This is a genomic window from Mobiluncus mulieris (assembly GCF_014204735.1).
GTDB lineage: Bacteria > Actinomycetota > Actinomycetes > Actinomycetales > Actinomycetaceae > Mobiluncus > Mobiluncus mulieris.
Genome location: NZ_JACHMA010000001.1, coordinates 1,293,715 through 1,310,302 on the forward strand (window position 1 = coordinate 1,293,715; position 16,588 = coordinate 1,310,302).

Here is a 16,588-nt window from a genome sequence, read left to right on the forward strand (position 1 = left end):
GCCCATCTGGTTTCGGGTTCATGAGGTGCTTGCCGGTTTCCCTGGCAAAGGTTTCAAGTCCCGAACTTGCCCAGTTTCTGGAAGCGAGCCGCTTCCTTCGGGATGATTACGGATCCGACCCGTCGGATTCTAGTGAGCGTGGCCTACCCAGGCAGGCGGGTACCGCTGTTCTTTCCGAGGCTCCCCGGTGATTCCCGCGAGATTTTCGCTGGCACCTCATGAATCGTAAAGACCCAGGTGAGCTGCTAACACAAGCCGCGCGGCCGGTTCAACGCCGTGCCCCCAACTGTAGCGCATGTTCCCCGCGCTACGCAAAACTGCCACTCCGAAAAACTAAGCACTGCGCGAACGTCACTACGGAAAAGCACTGATACGTTGGATTTAATTTGAGACTGTTTGATAAATCCGTGCAGCACTTCAGGCGCGTCTACCGGCCCGACAACTTGAGCTAACAATTCTATGGCTTCTTTTTCGGTCATTGGTTCGTTCGAATAAGCCTCTTGCATATATGAATTGTTTTCGCACAGTCTCTTCGGTTTTATAGGTTGTTCCTCACCTTCTAATCGTCTACAAATGCCGATGAGCATCAGGCTAAGTTCTGTTTCTTTTTCGCCGTAGGTCATACTTTGAGCCAGGTATGCCCAATAGGGTTTATCGTTTCTGTATTGAACGCTTCCAACTAGAGTCATAACGAGTTCCTTAAGTCGCGTAACTTCGGATTCCAGCTGGTCAATTCGCGTTTTAAGCTTTTCTTCTTCCATAAAGTACACACGCTTTAAAATCTAAAGCACTACTGCTGAAACTAGCGCAGTTACCGCGTCAGATATGACCATTGCATTACTGTGGCCTAATGGCCTTAGAGCATAGAGCAGTTTTTCTTTCACTACATGTTCAGCTAAATCAGGTATTCTAGCCACACCGTCTATCGCGTCGGCAACAAAATCTAAATTCTTACTCAATACTTTTACGGCTTGTTTATCCAACGCCTTGCCGGCGAATTTAATAAGCTTCTCACTTCCACCCCGGAGCCCAGAGGCTATGTCCTTTAAGGTAGTCTTAATAGCGAAGGATTTTGCACCACGGGTCTCAAAGGAATGGCCACCCTGGTTATTACCACTATTTGATTCAGATAGCACATGAGATAATTTCTCTTGGCTACTTAGTGTGGAGTTCGCTGCAAATGCCGTTCCCGGAAAGCTTACAGTGCAAACTGCGAGTACCAGGGCGGTAAATAGTGAGGTTAGGCGAATTTTGCGCATTATTTATCCCTTCTTAGATGTGTGAAGAGTCTACATCATTATTATACTATAATATGATTTACAATTGCATGCTCTGCCACTATTTTAGACATGCACCGTGGTGCCCAGCGAGGCGAAGTCGTCGCGAACAGCGGCGACGACTTCGCGGGAGCCGCCAACGAATACGTATTCGAGGTTGCGTAAATGGCTGATTTTCCCGACGCGCTGACCGGTGGGACTGTAGATGCCAATCTGGGCTCCCACGTAGCGTTTGGAGTCAAAAGCCAAGGCGGTGGCATCCTCGAAACGTGCTGCGACCAGCGCGAACAGCTCCTCGAAGTCCACCCAGGCTTCATTGTTATACGAGAGCACCAGGGTCTGACAGGGAATGGTGGCTACCAAATCCGCCAGGGCTTGCGGCATTTCACGCCGACGGTTATAGGGCGAATGCGTGTCAGGGTCGCGGGCATCGGCACGCTTGCACGCCACGCCGTAAGCCTCGGGCGCATCCCAGCGCACCAGAGTTTCCCAAATGTGATAGTTCGTGAAGTATCGGTGCTGGTTGTACGGCGGATCGAGGTACACCAGATCAAATTCCGGCAGTGCGTCTTCGCGCGCGGCGCCCAGCCCAGCACCCACCTGCGCACCGCCGCCGCAACCAGTACCACCCAGATTGACACCGCCGCGCCTAGCCAAGCACCCGGCTAGTTCATTCGCATCCGCGCGCCAAGTCCATCCGCTGCCATCGAGCAGTTCTGGCACCCGCAACTCCAGGTCGTTGTACGCGCGCGGTGCCCAGGTTTTCAGGTAGGCCATCTGCTGGCCGGTCGTGGAATCGACCCGGTCGGCGGCTTCCATCAGGGAGGTCAACAGCACGGGATACAGCGGGGTGCCGGCGTATTCGGTCTCGATGCGTTCGCGGATGGCATCGATGCGCGCCCCGTTTTTAGGTTGGAAAAATCTTGATTTCACGCAAAAGGTTTCGGTGAAATATCCGGGGCGCGCTGGGGTGTCCGCCAGATCTTTCAGGATTTCGCGCAGGTTGCGGAAATCGATGTCACGCGCATTAGTTTTGATATAGCAATCCGCCAAGATTTTCGCGTAAGTCGCAGTGTCATTAGCCCCGGTGACAATCCCGGCTTCTTTGAAGGCCTGGGCGACGCGGGTAGTGCCGGTGAACATGTCCAAAGCCGTCGTGGCACCGGACAATCTCGCGATGTTTTGCAGCGCGGGCACGAGGGTGCGTTTCGATCCCAGGTACTTTATCACCCTGCTACCCTAAGGCATCGAGTCGCCTCGCCCCGGGACAAACACCCGTTTTTCTCGGATTTTCGCCGCTGTTGCCCCTGTCAGCCGCGCCGTTGTCCTCGTTTGCCCTGCTTTTCGCTGTCCTGCCCCGCTCTCGCAGCTCACTTCATCCGCATGTTTCTCCGTTGTCCTTGTTTGCCTCGCTGCTCGCTTCGCCAAAACCGCCTGTTTCGTCGTGTTGTTTCCCCCATTTTTGCCTCGGTTTCATGAGGTGCCATCCGGAACCACGGCTACAACACTAAAATCCACCGCCATTGGGTGACTTTCGGTTTTAGGCAGAGGTGCGGAAGCGGTATTTCCCTTTGCCGTGTCCGGAAATCGTTTCGATTACACCGTGTTCCAACAGTTGTTTGAGCAGTTCAGAGCCTCTGGATGCCTTTATACCAAGGATCCGCATCACCTCTGCGCGACCGAAAATTTCCTGACCGGGGAACGCCTCGCGCAGCCTCATGACTTGCTGGGCAGCTTTGGTTGACAGCGCATCCGCAATATCCGGTTTCTCTTCATCAATATCCGGTTTCCCGCTGTCAATGTCCGGTTTATTCGCCTCAATGTCCGGTTTCCTGATTACTTTTAAGCCCAGACTCACGTGCAATGTCCGGTTTCGCAAGGGATGCTTTTCACCGGACAGGAGGTTGCGCAAAAACAGTTCCAGGTATTCCGTGGTGGCGTGAACCCTGTTCTTCAGGTCGCTATAGTTCGCCCGCACCAACGCATTGTGGAAATACCAGGCATTTTCAGCGAAAATATCGTTGGTCACCTCGAAGCCCAGAGTGCGCAGATACTTGATAAAGAACACCGCCGTGGTTCTGGTGTTGCCTTCGGCGAATACGTGAATCTGCCACAAACGGGACACGAACACCGCCAGGTGGGCAACAATCTCGTCCAGCGACAACCCCCGATAGGAAAACTGTCTCTCTTCGGAAAAGTCATATTCCAGGGTGGCCTCCAACTCGGTGGCGCTGCCGTAGAGCACCGTGGCACCGTTCAACACCCATTCTTTCTTGGTGATGTTGTAATCGCGCATCTGTCCCGCGTGCGGGTAAATCCCGCTAAACAGTCGACGGTGAATCCCCAGGTATTCGCCCGGGGTGAAACTAAAGGCTTTTTCGGGCAGCAACGCGGCGATTCGCGCTGAAACCTTGTCGGCCTCTTCCACCCGACTGGGAGCATCCCCAACAGGTTTTGCCGCATAATACGCGTCTAAAAGCGCATTTGCCTCGGTAAAGGTTATCTCGCCTTCGATGTTTCTAATCGCGGTGTGTGCCAGGTAATCCGAGGTTTTCAGCCCATCAACGGCTTGCAAGCCGATGGCGGTGTGCCACGCATAGCCTTTATACTGCCTGTCCGGTTCAACTTCCCGGAGGTATTCCTTGAACGGGTCTGTCTCCACCTGGCACCTCCTCTGCTCCCCATTTTACAAAAGACTTCGCCCCGCTCGCCTTTGTTCCCCCGACTTCATGAGGTGCCATCCGGAGTTCCACCCGCAATCTTGAATGCCGCGCTGGCAGGATTTCTGAATTCCCACCTGTGAAGTGTCCTGGGTTTTGTTCCGTTTCTTATGCGGGGGTCAGTTCTACCGTACACCCGGTAATTTTCCTCGAAAACCCGGTGCACCTCACCAGTCAAAACCTCGCCACGCTGCTCGGCTACTTGGCGGTTGCTTTTTGACCAGGCGATAGCCACGAGAAGTGATAAACCCACTAACCGTGTGCTCTCAAGACCCGGCAAATACACTTAATCGAGAAACAATCACGATACTCGTCAACAAACGCAATCATCTCATCTCGGGCTGGTCGAGTTCTTTGGTAAAAAAAGCCGAAGTAAGCTTGAGAATCTCGTTGGTTCGCCGCAGTTCAGTGTTCTCACGCTTGAGACGTTTAATCTCTTTATGTTCCTCGCGGGTAACCCCAGGATGCTGACCCGTGTCAATCAATGACTGCTCGTAGCAGCGACGCAACGACTCAAGACACACCCAGGCGTGGAGTAATCTCGCTGCTAGCCCGTCACCGTGTACACGACCTGTCATCAGACAGACAATCACCGACCATCCTCGCCGCACGATCCTTAAACTCTGGCGAATCCCCCTTAGACATGTCCCAACCCCTTCAAAACAGAAAGGAACAAAACCCAGGACACTTCAAAAGCTAGCTTTAGCGTTTCTTTTTGGGTTCATGCTTGGAATTACTCCCGCTGGCGCGGGGAAAACTAATCAAGCTTCACATAGTGGGTATTTGTATCGGAATTACCCCCGCTGGCGCGGGGAAAACGGGTAGTATTCGACGATAGCGGGCTTGTCTCCGGAATTACCCCCGCTGGCGCGGGGAAAACGAGGAGCAGATAAAGAACCTTTCAGAACGCTTGGAATTACCCCCGCTGGCGCGGGGAAAACCCGGAAGTAACTCCCCAGGCACACTTCGACCAGGAATTACCCCCGCTGGCGCGGGGAAAACCTTCTCGGTGGTGCACCGGGGAGCGACCCCTGGGAATTACCCCCGCTGGCGCGGGGAAAACGTCTTGGTATAGGCTACCGGAGCCGAGTGCTCGGAATTACCCCCGCTGGCGCGGGGAAAACCACCAACGAAGCTATCCTGAAAAGGCTACTATCGGAATTACCCCCGCTGGCGCGGGGAAAACAAAAGGTTCGCTGCTGGCCCATCTACCGGGTAGGAATTACCCCCGCTGGCGCGGGGAAAACTCGCGTTGGTTGCCCTCCCTGTCTGTCCATGTGGAATTACCCCCGCTGGCGCGGGGAAAACTTGGTGATTTCTTTGGCGGGGCGGGTAGTTTTGGAATTACCCCCGCTGGCGCGGGGAAAACTGGTCTATCACCAGGCTTATCTGCATCTCTCGGGAATTACCCCCGCTGGCGCGGGGAAAACTGGACTGGAAGGAAACCTTGCCGTCCCTATTTGGAATTACCCCCGCTGGCGCGGGGAAAACTTTCTCCAGGCTAGACGCTATCTCTTTTAGCTGGAATTACCCCCGCTGGCGCGGGGAAAACTCCCCGAGGAGGTCTTGCGTCTGGGTGATTTTGGAATTACCCCCGCTGGCGCGGGGAAAACTGGTTGAGTGTTAGTTTCATGTCGTCATACCTGGAATTACCCCCGCTGGCGCGGGGAAAACGTTTCATTGTGGTTTTCTCCTTGTAAATATTGGGAATTACCCCCGCTGGCGCGGGGAAAACACTTAGCCACCTGTAATTTTAGCGCTAGAATTCAAAATTTCTAGCCATTTCACCTAGCCACAATCCATCGAAACAACGTACTCGGTGCTGCCTCGGACTGTAAGCACGCACAGAAAATCCCTGTTCAAATCTCACATCCGATTGTACCAAAGTGAGAGAGCCTTCCTTCCCAACTTTCCGACATCTTTCCCACAGCGCATCAGCAACCCGAGGCGTGATTTTTCCAACGTAAACTCCCATGTTCACTTCGGTTAAAAACCGCGACAAATAACCATGCAAATGTTCTGGAACAGCAGTTGCGGTCAAAATTACAAACATATTCTCCCTCTATCGCCATCATTAATTGCTATAATCTTTATGTCCTGGCACTTCACCAGACTCATCAATCAACATGTCATCCTTTATTGTAGGAAGGTATGGCTCCAAAACACTCATCAAAATCGAAATCATGTTTTCTAATACATTTTGTTCATAGATAAACCTTCGCATTTCCTTTCGAGCGAACTTTAGTGGTTCATCCTTACTCACGCTACGAAATGAAATAGGCAACGCTGCATTGGGCTTATAGAGATCCGCTACATCAAACAACAACGACCGTATGTCACCACGATGGATAATTCCCAGCGCCGGATTAACCCCTAATGCCGCACAGGCAGAAGCTGCACACCCATACAAAATGCCGTTCACCAAGTTCAAGGCTTGGTTCAAAACGTCTTCTCCTCCTGTGTCTCGCCGAAATCCATTCACTTTAAATTCTCTAGACAGTTCTCGGTATCGTTTTTTTATCAGGCTTCCCTCGAGCCCACGCATTTGGCTGATAGTCAGTTCACCTTCTATATCAATACCTAGCTGTCGTTTATACAAAAACTTGGCAGCTTTGCGAGCATTGCGTTCATCTGCTACTAAGTGAGCCTGAGCAATCGCCCATCTCGACGAGCTGGTCAGCGCCATAGCATGGGAGTAGTAAGGGCATCCGCCTCCCCCACTGAATATCACCGTCAAACCAGCACGGCTACACGATGCCATTGCCGGTTGTGTGATAGAAGTTCCTGGACCGAGAAACAAAACGGCTAATCCTGCCACTGGAATCTGGATTATTCGTTTTAGCGGCTCCCTATCTTCAGAATCATGGTTACCCTCGCTAATAGCTGCCACACCCGTGTGGTTCTGAATTACCTGGCAATACTCCAAATAAAGATATGATACCCGATCTTCCAAGCGTATCTGTTCGCTGACCGGAATTTTGGCGAATATCAAAGCATCATCTGAGTAAGTCAACTCATAGCCTTCCCTAGAGTTCTATTTCTTAATAGCTGTAATCCGAAGAGAGTGTCATAAGTAAAATCATCGCCTAGACGCACTACTTGTCTTCCTCGCAACAAGGGTGTTGTTTCCTCGCCTAAAACAGGATACTGCTCAACTTTTTCTCGTAAAACCTTTATCATCTTGGCCGATGAAACATTGATTTGGGCTCGCAAGGCTTCTTTAATTCTAGAGCTAGGCATACCATTTCTGTCAACACGCAACGAACGCAGTTCTTCCACAGTCCCGTTGAATGCCCCGGGCGCGTCACTTCCCTCACCCAAAATAATAAGTTGCCGATTTTCCCTTTCTATACTGCGGGTTCGAGGTGATTCACCTTCTGCGTTTTCTCCATCTTGCCATGTCAAGTGCCGGAGGGCGTCCATTCGTGCTTCCCCCCGATAAAACATCGGCCAGCTATTAATCCACTGCGTAGCCTTCTGCTGTTCCTGCAGTATAGAGGCATACTCATCAAAGTCTTCTGCATCTTCCAATTCCTCAGCAGAGACCCACGATTGTTCTACAAAGCTCTGGATATCGTTCGGAGCAACAATGGCTCCCCTATGTCCTCTCAGCCACTTGCAGGTACGCCGTAATGGAGAATATAGATAGGGCATCCACCATTTTTCCTGATATCCTGCATTTTCATCTATGAGCATGCCAGCTACTATCTGTACTTGCATTGCCGACATCCCAGGAATTCGCTGTTCACGTTTAGTATCTTGTCTTCGCCAGGCTCGCCCAAAACGTTGCAGCAACGACGGAGCTGGTGCTAAGTCGGTCGATATCAAGTCCAAGTCAATATCCAATGACGCTTCTATAGCTTGCGTACCAACCACTACCAATCCTTCTGCGTTTCCTCTCGGCCCCAACGCATTGAATAATGCTTCTTCAACCTCACTACGGTGTTTGGCTGTCAATCGGGAATGCAGCACCATCACGTTACAGCCGAGTTTCAACAGTCCTCCAGCGATTTCTTGTGCTCTGTCGATGGTATTTACGAAAACACCTAACCTTGCTTTTGGATACTTTTCGTGAATTTGCTTAGCCCAGTCTATATGTGCTTCGGATATGTTAGAAACTTCTTTCAAATCATAATTAATCTGGTACTGATCCCGATTTATATCAATCTTCAGAGCAGATACTTTCACTTTCCCGCCTACACTGACGCTAGCAGTTGCCGGAAAATCATACTCCTCAATACGAGTTGTGTTTTCGTGGCTCAGATTACCTGTATAAGCATTAGTTAACTGTTCCAAGTGTTCATGAGGCATGGTCGCGGACAATAACGTTACTCTGGTTCCGGTTCTGCCCAGCCAAGTCATGAGGGGTTCAATCAGTCTTGTTTGATAAGGACTAAGTGTGTGAACTTCATCCATAACTACATGCGAATTCGCCAAGGCTAGCAGCCGCAAAGCTGTCCATTTCATGGGCAGTGATGCCATAACCGCTTGGTCTACAGTAGCGACCACAACCGGGGCAAGTAACCGCGCTGATTTCTGTCTCACAAACTCCGTGGGATACAAACCCCGAGCAGACACATCACCCGTATCGGTAGAATCGTCTCGATGCTCCGTCACCGTAATTTTTTGACTATAAAAATTCTCCAATATTGCCATACCATGAGCCAAAGTCCCCACATTACTAGTGTTTTGGAAGGCCTCCTGGAGCCGTCGCATCATGGCATTAGTAGTTGCTTGCGTGGGCAACAGGAATATCAGACGTTCCGAAGCATTTGCATGACGTAATAGCGCCGCCTCAGTTTTGCCCGAACCAGTAGCAGACATGATAGTCAGCATCCCATCACCAGAATTCTGGGCAATCTTCTGTGCAGGTCGTGGATTCCAGCACCCCAACAAAGTTTCCTGAGCATTACTAAGCGGCTCAAATATACCTAAGAGTAACTTGACCCGATTCAGCATTTTCTGGAAAACATATGATTTCCATTCATCTGGGTTGTCCAGACTGATGCTCCCAGATTTAAGGGCAGCAGCTTGTTCCGCAACCCAGTCATCTCCAGAGGATAGACGATCCGCCACAGTCACCAAGCCGGTTAGCAGCATGAGTGAAATGGGTGAAATCACTCGCGGGAGATCTGCAATATGCAGCCCACAAAATCGTTCTATTAGTGAGGTGGAGTCCTCCCGAACTGTTTTCCACACTCCAGAACGCAGGAGCTTTGTAGAGTCGATCTGTCGCTCATCATCAGATTTTGTTTCCCTGAAAAAGGTGCCATGATGTCCTGCCACCACAGCAGCCAACCAATGCTCCGTAACGCGGTCTTTGAATAGTTTTGATTCATCACCAAATAAATCAAGGGCGCCAACCTGTTCGTGACGGCGCACCGAAGGTCTATTAGCCTCCCTTCGCTTTACATCAATAAAATATTCTGTATTTGCAAATTGATTGAAATGCTCTCTAATTACCGGTAAGTCTTTATTTGTCTCATACGCAGCCTGTTGACCTTGAAATACCGGATTTCCCTTACCCAAATCGTGTAATCCCGCAACCAGAGATACTACCTGAAGGACGCTTTCACCAAAATCATTTTTGAGGATTTCCTGCAGTCCAGGTCGCAGCCAGTAATCAAAAACAATCTCAGCGCAAACTGCGGTATCGTATAGGTGAGCCAGTAAGGGATAGAACCCGTAGTTTTTAGAATATTTACCCCAAATCTGTTCTTGAATTGATGACATTCTAATACTCCGTCACAACTGCTTTACTGATAAAAGCCCACAGCCATAGGATTTGGCACGACCTACACCACTTCGAAGCATCTTATTCAGAGTTTTCGCATCACCAACGCAAGCTACCCCATCAACCAAGTCAATGACGATTCTTTTAATCTTCGATATGTCTTGGTTCGGATAGCCATCACCAATGATTTCACGCTGCGCGTTGATAATATTTACTTCAGCTAAGCCCGGGGAAAGTTTTTGCGAAAGCCAAGTTTCCAGGCTTGCCGCACTCTCAGCGGGTTCCTTCCCAAAGGGTGCAACCGTAGTGGTTCTTGCAGGTTGGCCGTCTTTTCCTTGAGAATGTCGAATCACCGGGTTAACGGCCAAACGAAATGAAACAGGCGTTCCTTCGCCTAGCTCTGGAAACGTGTACCCTAGCGGTTCTACCCCTTTTGGAAGTTTATCCACTGCAGGCGAAATGTCCGACTGCACCACGAAACGCGGAGCCAACCCTGGCAGAGTTTCTAAACGGAAAAGAATGCTGGCAGCGGCACGCGGATTCTGTTCCCCCTCAAACTCAGGGAACAAATCCATCACAGCACGATGCCGGAAATCCGGAGTCTTGAATACACGTGTTAGTTTGGCTCGAAACTCTGGTTTCACCAGCATATGCGCTGGTACTAGTGTGATGTAGACCACTGTATCCTCCCTGCTAGAATGGCTATCAACTTCCCCAAGAGCTTGGGGGTAATTCTGTTGTGTAGTGCTAGTATATTTTTCCCCGTTCCGGCAGGGTAACCATATGTTTATATTATCACCTCTTGACAAAAAAGTCAACTTTGTATATTATCAAAGTGTAAAGTGGTGCGCAAATCCAGAACTGACGAGGAGGAAGAATGGCTATCAACGCGTTGAAGGACATCGCTTGGATTCCCACTGCTAGGGGAAGAATGACTGCACGTGATGTTCTCTGCTCCTCTGCAACTGTGCCCAACAACTCTTCACGAAATACTTTATCTACGCAAGATCTTCTCATAAATCCAGGGTTTTCCGCAGGCTCTTCGTTACGAATTCTGCGCGATATAGCGGTTCTGGCTGAGCGAATTCGTAAACAAAAGGGTAGCAAAGTAGCACCCGAAGAACCCGATATTGATGCTATCGATGAGGCTATCGAGTCCTTGGCTCCCTACTGCAATCCACTAAATGCGGATTACCCCTTTCTGCAACGCCAAGTCATTAGTGGCCAAGAAACAGATGGAGCACCAAAGAAACTCTCCCCCGCCATGGCTCCAGATTCTGCAGAAGCTTTCTGGAAAATGAGTTTCACATTTGCAAATCAGCTAAGTCTTGATAAGGCTGTACTATGGTTGGCCATTAATCACCACTACTCTTTAGCTGGAAACAATCAGTACGATGGGGAAAAGTGCGCTATGGGGGCACCTGGCATCAGATTCCTGGGTGTAGATAAGAAGAAGGATGTAGGGAAAACCATTACTGAAGTGTTCTTCATTAAGGACAGTATCTATGAAACTTTGTTGATGAATATTCCTATAGATTGGCTTGAATACAACGATTTTCCGGCCTGGGCTCTGCGTAATCCAGAATCTCTGGGCAAGGATCATCCTTTGTGGGATGCTAGCTGGAGCTCGAACACCGCAGTTTGCGTTTGGGAAGGAAATATGTTGACAAGCGCAAAACCCTGTGGCATACCTAGGCATTGGTATTCACAAGCTCATGGAGTATGCCCTTCTGCTAAGAAGGATAAAGCCGCTAAAGAACAGGAGAATGCTCGAAAGAAATCGTGGTGGGATAACCGCAATACTAGGGATCCCCTATATTTATATACTCCAAACAAAGACGGCATTTTGAAACCGCAGCGGCTGGACTTCGGCCGAGACGCAACAGACTTAGCAGTCCATTGGAATGCGGAACAAAATCCGCAGTATATGGAATACTCCTCTACTACGCGCATACTTCATCATGATGCCGAGTCATACTTATGTTTCTTGCGCCACCAATTAGGAGGCACGCCATCTTCTCCTGTGATTCGAGCCTCAGAAGTGTTGATTCCAGACGATAATTCCCTGTGGTCACCCCACAAAGACTTATACGAGATTGCTGAAATGTACGCGAACGTGGTTCTTGATATGCAAAAAAAATTAGTGTTTTGTTTCGGAAAACCTACACAACCAAACATTCCTACCCTGTCTAACTTGGGCTTTCTTCGTGGGGATGTTTCAACCGTGTTCTGGAGGCATATTCGACCTATTTTTGAAAATTCTATGCGAGAGAATCAATTAGAAGACGAAAATAATTATTCCGAGATATTGAAGGCAACTCAAAAAGCTACCATGTCTGCTTTTGATGAAGTCACGTTACCGTATGCGCAATCTATGGTGCCAGAAGTTACAACCACACACCAGTATCTACGAGAAAAACTAGGGAAAATCGTAAACGTTGCACTTGAAGGGATGAAATAAATGTCTAAAGATGAACCATGGAAAACCTTAGTTAGCGAAGTTCTTCGCCGCCGTAACGAAAAGAATTACCGTTCAACTTTGGCTGCACTAAAGCGAGGACGGAGTACTTACACAGAAAATGCAGCATATCCATTTGTGCTTCCCTATTCCGAGGGAGTACCAGAAAAGGCGCTGTTGAGAGGAGTTTCCTTGATAGCGGACTTTCCCGAGATACCGCAGGTAGAAAAAGGGGAAGACGAAGAAAAAAAACCAGTATATACACCACTCGGAGAAAGTTTTGCGCTCACTTCCAAGTCTCTAGCGTACACCAGAGGTGCCAAAATTGAATTCGATAAACCGGACGCAATTGCCCAAAGGCTGAGATTTTTGCCAAACCTAGGTTTAGAGAATGCCGCTTTGACTCTCCGTTCAATCTTGAAGTTTGTCGAGAAATATAATCACCCCATAGATTGGTACCAGCTTGTCCAGCTCCTCACGCACTGGGGAAAGGGAGTTTCCGTTTCCTCGCAAAAATCTCGGAACCGCGTATTACACGACTACTATGTTAACCTTCGCCCCTATTCATCAGACAATTCAAACGAAACACCTAATGGAGAGGAAAAATAATGTCCAACTTACTTACTATCCACATCCTAAATTCTATCCCCTGGTCCAATCTGAACCGTGATGACACTGGAACTCCAAAGCGTCTAATCCAGGGTGGCGTATTGCGCGGCCAGCTTTCATCACAGTCTATAAAACGTGCAGCTCGCTCTGCCTATGAAAATGTTTCTCAAGATATTTCGGTTCGTTCCGGAAATCTAGCAGAAATGGTTATCGAAAGAGCGCTAGAGCTAAATCCTAAAGGAAATAAAAAGGATTTTCTTAAGAGTGCAAAAAAAGCCATTGGAGCACTAACAAAAAACGACGATTCCTCTAAAAAGCGTGACTCTGCTCGATCTACATGGCTATCTGGAGAAGAGCTGGAAGCGTGCGCTAAGGCTATAGCACAAGGTAAAAACCCAGAATTTATGGAAGCAGGAAAAACAGGTTCACTAGCAATTGCTGCTTTCGGTCGCATGTTTGCTTCCGCCCCTGGAATGAACACTGAATCCGCCATCGCAGTTTCCCCTGCGGTATCAACACACCAAGCAATTATTGAAACGGATTACTACAACACTACCGATGACGCGCCTTTGCAACATCAAGGAGCAGGTGCAACTTTCTTGGGTATGGCGCTTTACACTAGCGGCTGTTTCTATCGCACCGTCACCATCGACAAAGCGCAGCTACGCAAGTCCTGGACCGGATTTGATAGTGAGTCCGCCCACGAGAACCTTGCAGCTATGGTGGATGCCCTCATCTATGCCCTACCTAGAGGTAAAAAGAACAGCACCGCCCCATACGTTATGCCGGCACTGCTGTTGGCCGAGGAACAGGCACATCGCATCGCTTATGATTTCGAAAAACCAATTCAGGCTAGTAACGAAGGCGGATTCATCGGCGCGACTGTTGACGAGCTCTTGAAGCAGTACCAATCCGCACGCCGTTTTGACCCTGACAACTTTGCAGGAGTGAATGCTATCTCTGGTACCTGTGAAGAAAAAGATATTGCCGGTTTCAACCTGAAATACAGCAATAAAAGCGACTTCATAAATAAAATCGTGGACTGGATTCAGGCATGACTTCTGTATACATTCGTCTGGCCGGGCCGCTGCAAAGCTGGGCTGGAGCAAAGGTTAGTGGCAATATTAGTCACACCCAGGACTACCCCACACGCGGTAGTCTTGAGGGGCTGGTTGCTGCCTGTTTAGGGTGTCCACGAGGGAAATACCCCCTGTGGTTTCAGGATTTGCAGTTCGCGGTGCGTGTAGATAGCCCGGGGCGTATCTGTGATGATTACCAAACCATTGGGGTAAGGGATGAAGACATGCAAGTTGCCACGAGACTGCTGATGTTGTTGACCGGAAAACGAGCAACTAATAGAGGCCTAGCTTTTATTCCGGATGCCCAAGGAAAAACCACTATTGTGCGTCGCACGCTGCTGGCAGATGCCGAATTTATAGTCCAGATTCAGTGCGAAGGACATTTAGAGCAATTAGACCAAGCCATAAGCGACCCTACATTTGTCTCCTACCTAGGACGCAAAGCCTTTGCACCTGGTTTCCCCTTCTACCTCGGAATCGGTGAAGACAGTGCTATAGATACCTTGCCTGTCTTTGACAAGGGCAGACTCGAATCCAGTTACTACCAGGAAAAACCCGAGCCTACCGCCGAATCCGAAATCAAGTCTAGAACCCTTTACCGACTCAGTTCAATCCACACGACCCAGGAAACTATACACCCACCGTTGGAATGCTGTCGGAAAAAATGGCTGGAAACAATTAGCGAACAGCTACGCCGGAGAGCCACAGTCTAAAAGGTTGCAGTGCAGAACACGTTTCCACGCTTAGGAGCCGCCCCTACCAACGCAGGTGAGCTCAGGGCAGAATTCGCGCGGGACAACAAGACTGAGTTCCACAATTTCGTAGTGAAGTGTCCCGTGTTTTGTTTCTAGGTTTTTTTGAGAGGGTTGTTTTATGTCTAGGAATTATTCGCAGGGGTTTAGGGATTGTGCTGTGGGGCTGGTGTTTAATCGGCTTCGAGACGGTTCTGGGGTTTTGAGATGGGTGGTTATCAGTGATATCGGATTGAAACTCGGTGTCAGTCGGGAATCACTGTGCCGCTGGGTGAATCAAGCTGAAATAGATCAGGGCGAGAGATCCGGGGTCACTCGAGAGGAGTCTGCCGAGATACGACGTCTGGGTAAAGAAAACGCAGAACTCAGACGTACGAACGAGATTCTGAAACTGGCATCGGCTTTTTTCGCCAAAGAACTCGACCACCCGGCCGAGTGAGGATGCAAACTGAAAACGCAGTTTTCGAGTTTGCATTCCGAGCGAGGCGGGGTACGCACCGGAGGTGCAAGTACCCCGGGATGAAATGATTGCGTTTATTGACCAGTATCGTGATTGTTTCTCGGTCGAGTGTATTTGCCGGGTTATGAGAGAACACATGGTTGGGGGCTTCCTCACGCCACGTGGTTACCGGGCTGTAAAGACCCGAAAAGTGTGTGCTAGGCGATTGAGAGATGCCTTGTTAATCGAGGAAATCGTAAAGATTTTCGACCAGAATTACCGTGTTTATGGGATTCGTAAAATCTGGCGTGCTATGCGCCGGGCGGGGTTTGCTATCGGACGGGAACAGACTGGCAGGTTGATGCGCCTGGCCGGGATTCATGGGGCACACCGAGGCCGTAAACCGGTGACTACCCGGCCTTCACCGCCCGGATACACGCCCGGACTTGGTTCAACGCCGGTTCAGCTCCAACGCGCCGAACCGGCTGTGGGTCGCGGATATCACTTATGTTAGAACTTTGTCGGGTTTCGTGTACACAGCTTTTGTTACAGACGTGTATTCACGCAAGATTGTGGGCTGGGCTACCAGGTCAACTATGCCCCTGAGGCGTTGCCGTTAAAGGCCTTAGAACAGGCGATAGGCTGCGCTAAAGACAATCTGGCAGGACTAATCCATCACGCTGACCATGGTTCTCAATACGTAAGCATTAAATACAGTCAACGACTAACAGATGCAGGGATTAGATCATCGATCGGAACTATTGGGGATTCTTACGATAACGCGCTAGCCGAGACAGGCAACGGGCTATACAAAACCGAGTTGATTTACTCCCAGACCTGGCTCATGTACCGAAGTCGAATGGGCGACCCTGAACTGGGTGTACTGGTGGAATCACCAGCGTCTCCACGAATCGCTAGATTATTCCACTCCCGAGGAAGTGATAACCCAATATAATCAAACCCATGCTAAACAACTAGCACCCGTATAAGAAACGGAACAAAACCTGGGACACTTCAATTCGATACCATCATAGAAACGACCCAAAACCCGCGCGGTGTCCTCAATGGATTCCTTGTGACCCATCTGTGAGCCGCTGGGATCCAGATAGGTGACATGTGCGCCCTGGTCATAAGCCGCTACTTCGAAAGAACAGCGCGTCCGCGTGGAGGTCTTTTCGAAAATAAGGGCAATATTCTTGTCCTCCAGATGTTTGACTTCACGCCGTTCCTTCTTAGCGGCTTTCAGTTCTGCGGATAACTCCAACAGTTCCAGCCACTCCGCTGGAGTGAAGTCTAGTTCTTTCAAAAAATGACGACCATGAAAATCAGTCATAATTATTCCTTCCAATAGTTGATTCTTGAGGATTTGAGGGGAGTTTTCGGTATTTCTTCAAACCCGGTTGTTTCCAAGCACATCCCTGTGCAGAGATTTTTCCCTCAAAGCAGCATTGATATTACCCCTGGTGGTCAAGGCTTCAACAGAGAAAGAAGGGGTCTAATTTTTGGTTTTTTAAAAATAA

13 protein-coding genes, 2 pseudogenes and 1 CRISPR repeat array are annotated in these 16,588 nt (G+C 49.5%); of the genes and pseudogenes, 5 read left to right on the top strand and 10 right to left on the bottom strand.

The features are described from left to right. Positions 1-245: 245 nt before the first annotated feature. The 9 genes from F4555_RS05775 to cas6e all read right to left on the bottom strand — a co-directional run bounded on the left by F4555_RS05775 (position 246) and on the right by cas6e (position 10,411). Positions 246-761 (bottom strand): hypothetical protein, encoded by a 516-nt coding sequence (locus F4555_RS05775; RefSeq protein ID WP_004012088.1) that lies wholly within the window; start codon positions 759-761, stop codon positions 246-248. Between the two features lie 21 nt (positions 762-782). After that, positions 783-1,259, bottom strand: coding sequence for a YqxI family protein (locus F4555_RS05780; protein WP_004012087.1), 477 nt, complete (start codon positions 1,257-1,259; stop codon positions 783-785). 84 nt (positions 1,260-1,343) lie between these two features. Further along, complete coding sequence (locus F4555_RS05785) at positions 1,344-2,507, bottom strand: DNA adenine methylase (protein WP_115325976.1); 1,164 nt, start codon at positions 2,505-2,507, stop codon at positions 1,344-1,346. Between the two features lie 310 nt (positions 2,508-2,817). Then, positions 2,818-3,939, bottom strand: coding sequence for a Fic family protein (locus F4555_RS05790; protein ID WP_115325975.1), 1,122 nt, complete (start codon positions 3,937-3,939; stop codon positions 2,818-2,820). Between the two features lie 384 nt (positions 3,940-4,323). Beyond that, on the bottom strand, positions 4,324-4,575 hold the full coding sequence (locus tag F4555_RS05795; protein ID WP_184076198.1) for a hypothetical protein: 252 nt from the start codon (positions 4,573-4,575) through the stop codon (positions 4,324-4,326). A gap of 151 nt (positions 4,576-4,726) precedes the next feature. After that, positions 4,727-5,732: a CRISPR direct-repeat array (repeat unit 29 nt; unit sequence GGAATTACCCCCGCTGGCGCGGGGAAAAC). A 24-nt stretch (positions 5,733-5,756) separates the two neighbouring features. Next, positions 5,757-6,050 (bottom strand): type I-E CRISPR-associated endoribonuclease Cas2e, encoded by a 294-nt coding sequence (gene cas2e / locus F4555_RS11545; protein WP_004012083.1) that lies wholly within the window; start codon positions 6,048-6,050, stop codon positions 5,757-5,759. Positions 6,051-6,071: 21 nt separating this feature from the next. Then, on the bottom strand, positions 6,072-7,010 hold the full coding sequence (locus F4555_RS05805; protein WP_115325973.1) for a CRISPR-associated endonuclease Cas1: 939 nt from the start codon (positions 7,008-7,010) through the stop codon (positions 6,072-6,074). Continuing rightward, entirely contained in the window at positions 7,007-9,730 is a 2,724-nt protein-coding gene (gene cas3, locus F4555_RS05810) for a CRISPR-associated helicase Cas3' (RefSeq protein WP_115325972.1), read from the bottom strand. Before cas3 ends, F4555_RS05805 begins: the two co-directional genes overlap by 4 nt. Positions 9,731-9,742: 12 nt before the next feature. Next, positions 9,743-10,411: a type I-E CRISPR-associated protein Cas6/Cse3/CasE gene (cas6e, locus tag F4555_RS05815; RefSeq protein ID WP_147286480.1), complete on the bottom strand. Its 669-nt coding sequence runs from the start codon at positions 10,409-10,411 to the stop codon at positions 9,743-9,745. A gap of 197 nt (positions 10,412-10,608) precedes the next feature. Here cas6e and F4555_RS05820 point away from each other — a divergent pair, with 197 nt between their 5' ends. The 5 genes and pseudogenes from F4555_RS05820 to F4555_RS11550 all read left to right on the top strand — a co-directional run bounded on the left by F4555_RS05820 (position 10,609) and on the right by F4555_RS11550 (position 16,057). Then, positions 10,609-12,192, top strand: a complete 1,584-nt coding sequence (locus F4555_RS05820) for a type I-E CRISPR-associated protein Cse1/CasA (protein ID WP_115325970.1) — start codon at positions 10,609-10,611, stop codon at positions 12,190-12,192. Continuing rightward, entirely contained in the window at positions 12,193-12,798 is a 606-nt protein-coding gene (locus tag F4555_RS05825) for a type I-E CRISPR-associated protein Cse2/CasB (protein ID WP_115325969.1), read from the top strand. After that, the gene (cas7e, locus tag F4555_RS05830) at positions 12,798-13,856 is read left to right on the top strand and encodes a type I-E CRISPR-associated protein Cas7/Cse4/CasC (RefSeq protein WP_115325968.1); all 1,059 of its coding nucleotides are present in this window, start codon (positions 12,798-12,800) and stop codon (positions 13,854-13,856) included. Before F4555_RS05825 ends, cas7e begins: the two co-directional genes overlap by 1 nt. Further along, entirely contained in the window at positions 13,853-14,590 is a 738-nt protein-coding gene (gene cas5e, locus F4555_RS05835; protein ID WP_115325967.1) for a type I-E CRISPR-associated protein Cas5/CasD, read from the top strand. The genes cas7e and cas5e overlap by 4 nt, the downstream gene beginning before the upstream one ends. 160 nt (positions 14,591-14,750) lie before the next feature. After that, a pseudogene (locus F4555_RS11550) lies at positions 14,751-16,057 on the top strand (IS3 family transposase). A gap of 23 nt (positions 16,058-16,080) precedes the next feature. Here the strand turns inward: F4555_RS11550 and F4555_RS05845 are convergent. Beyond that, positions 16,081-16,401: pseudogene (locus tag F4555_RS05845) on the bottom strand (ornithine carbamoyltransferase); the annotation flags it as partial. Between the last annotated feature and the right edge of the window lie 187 nt (positions 16,402-16,588).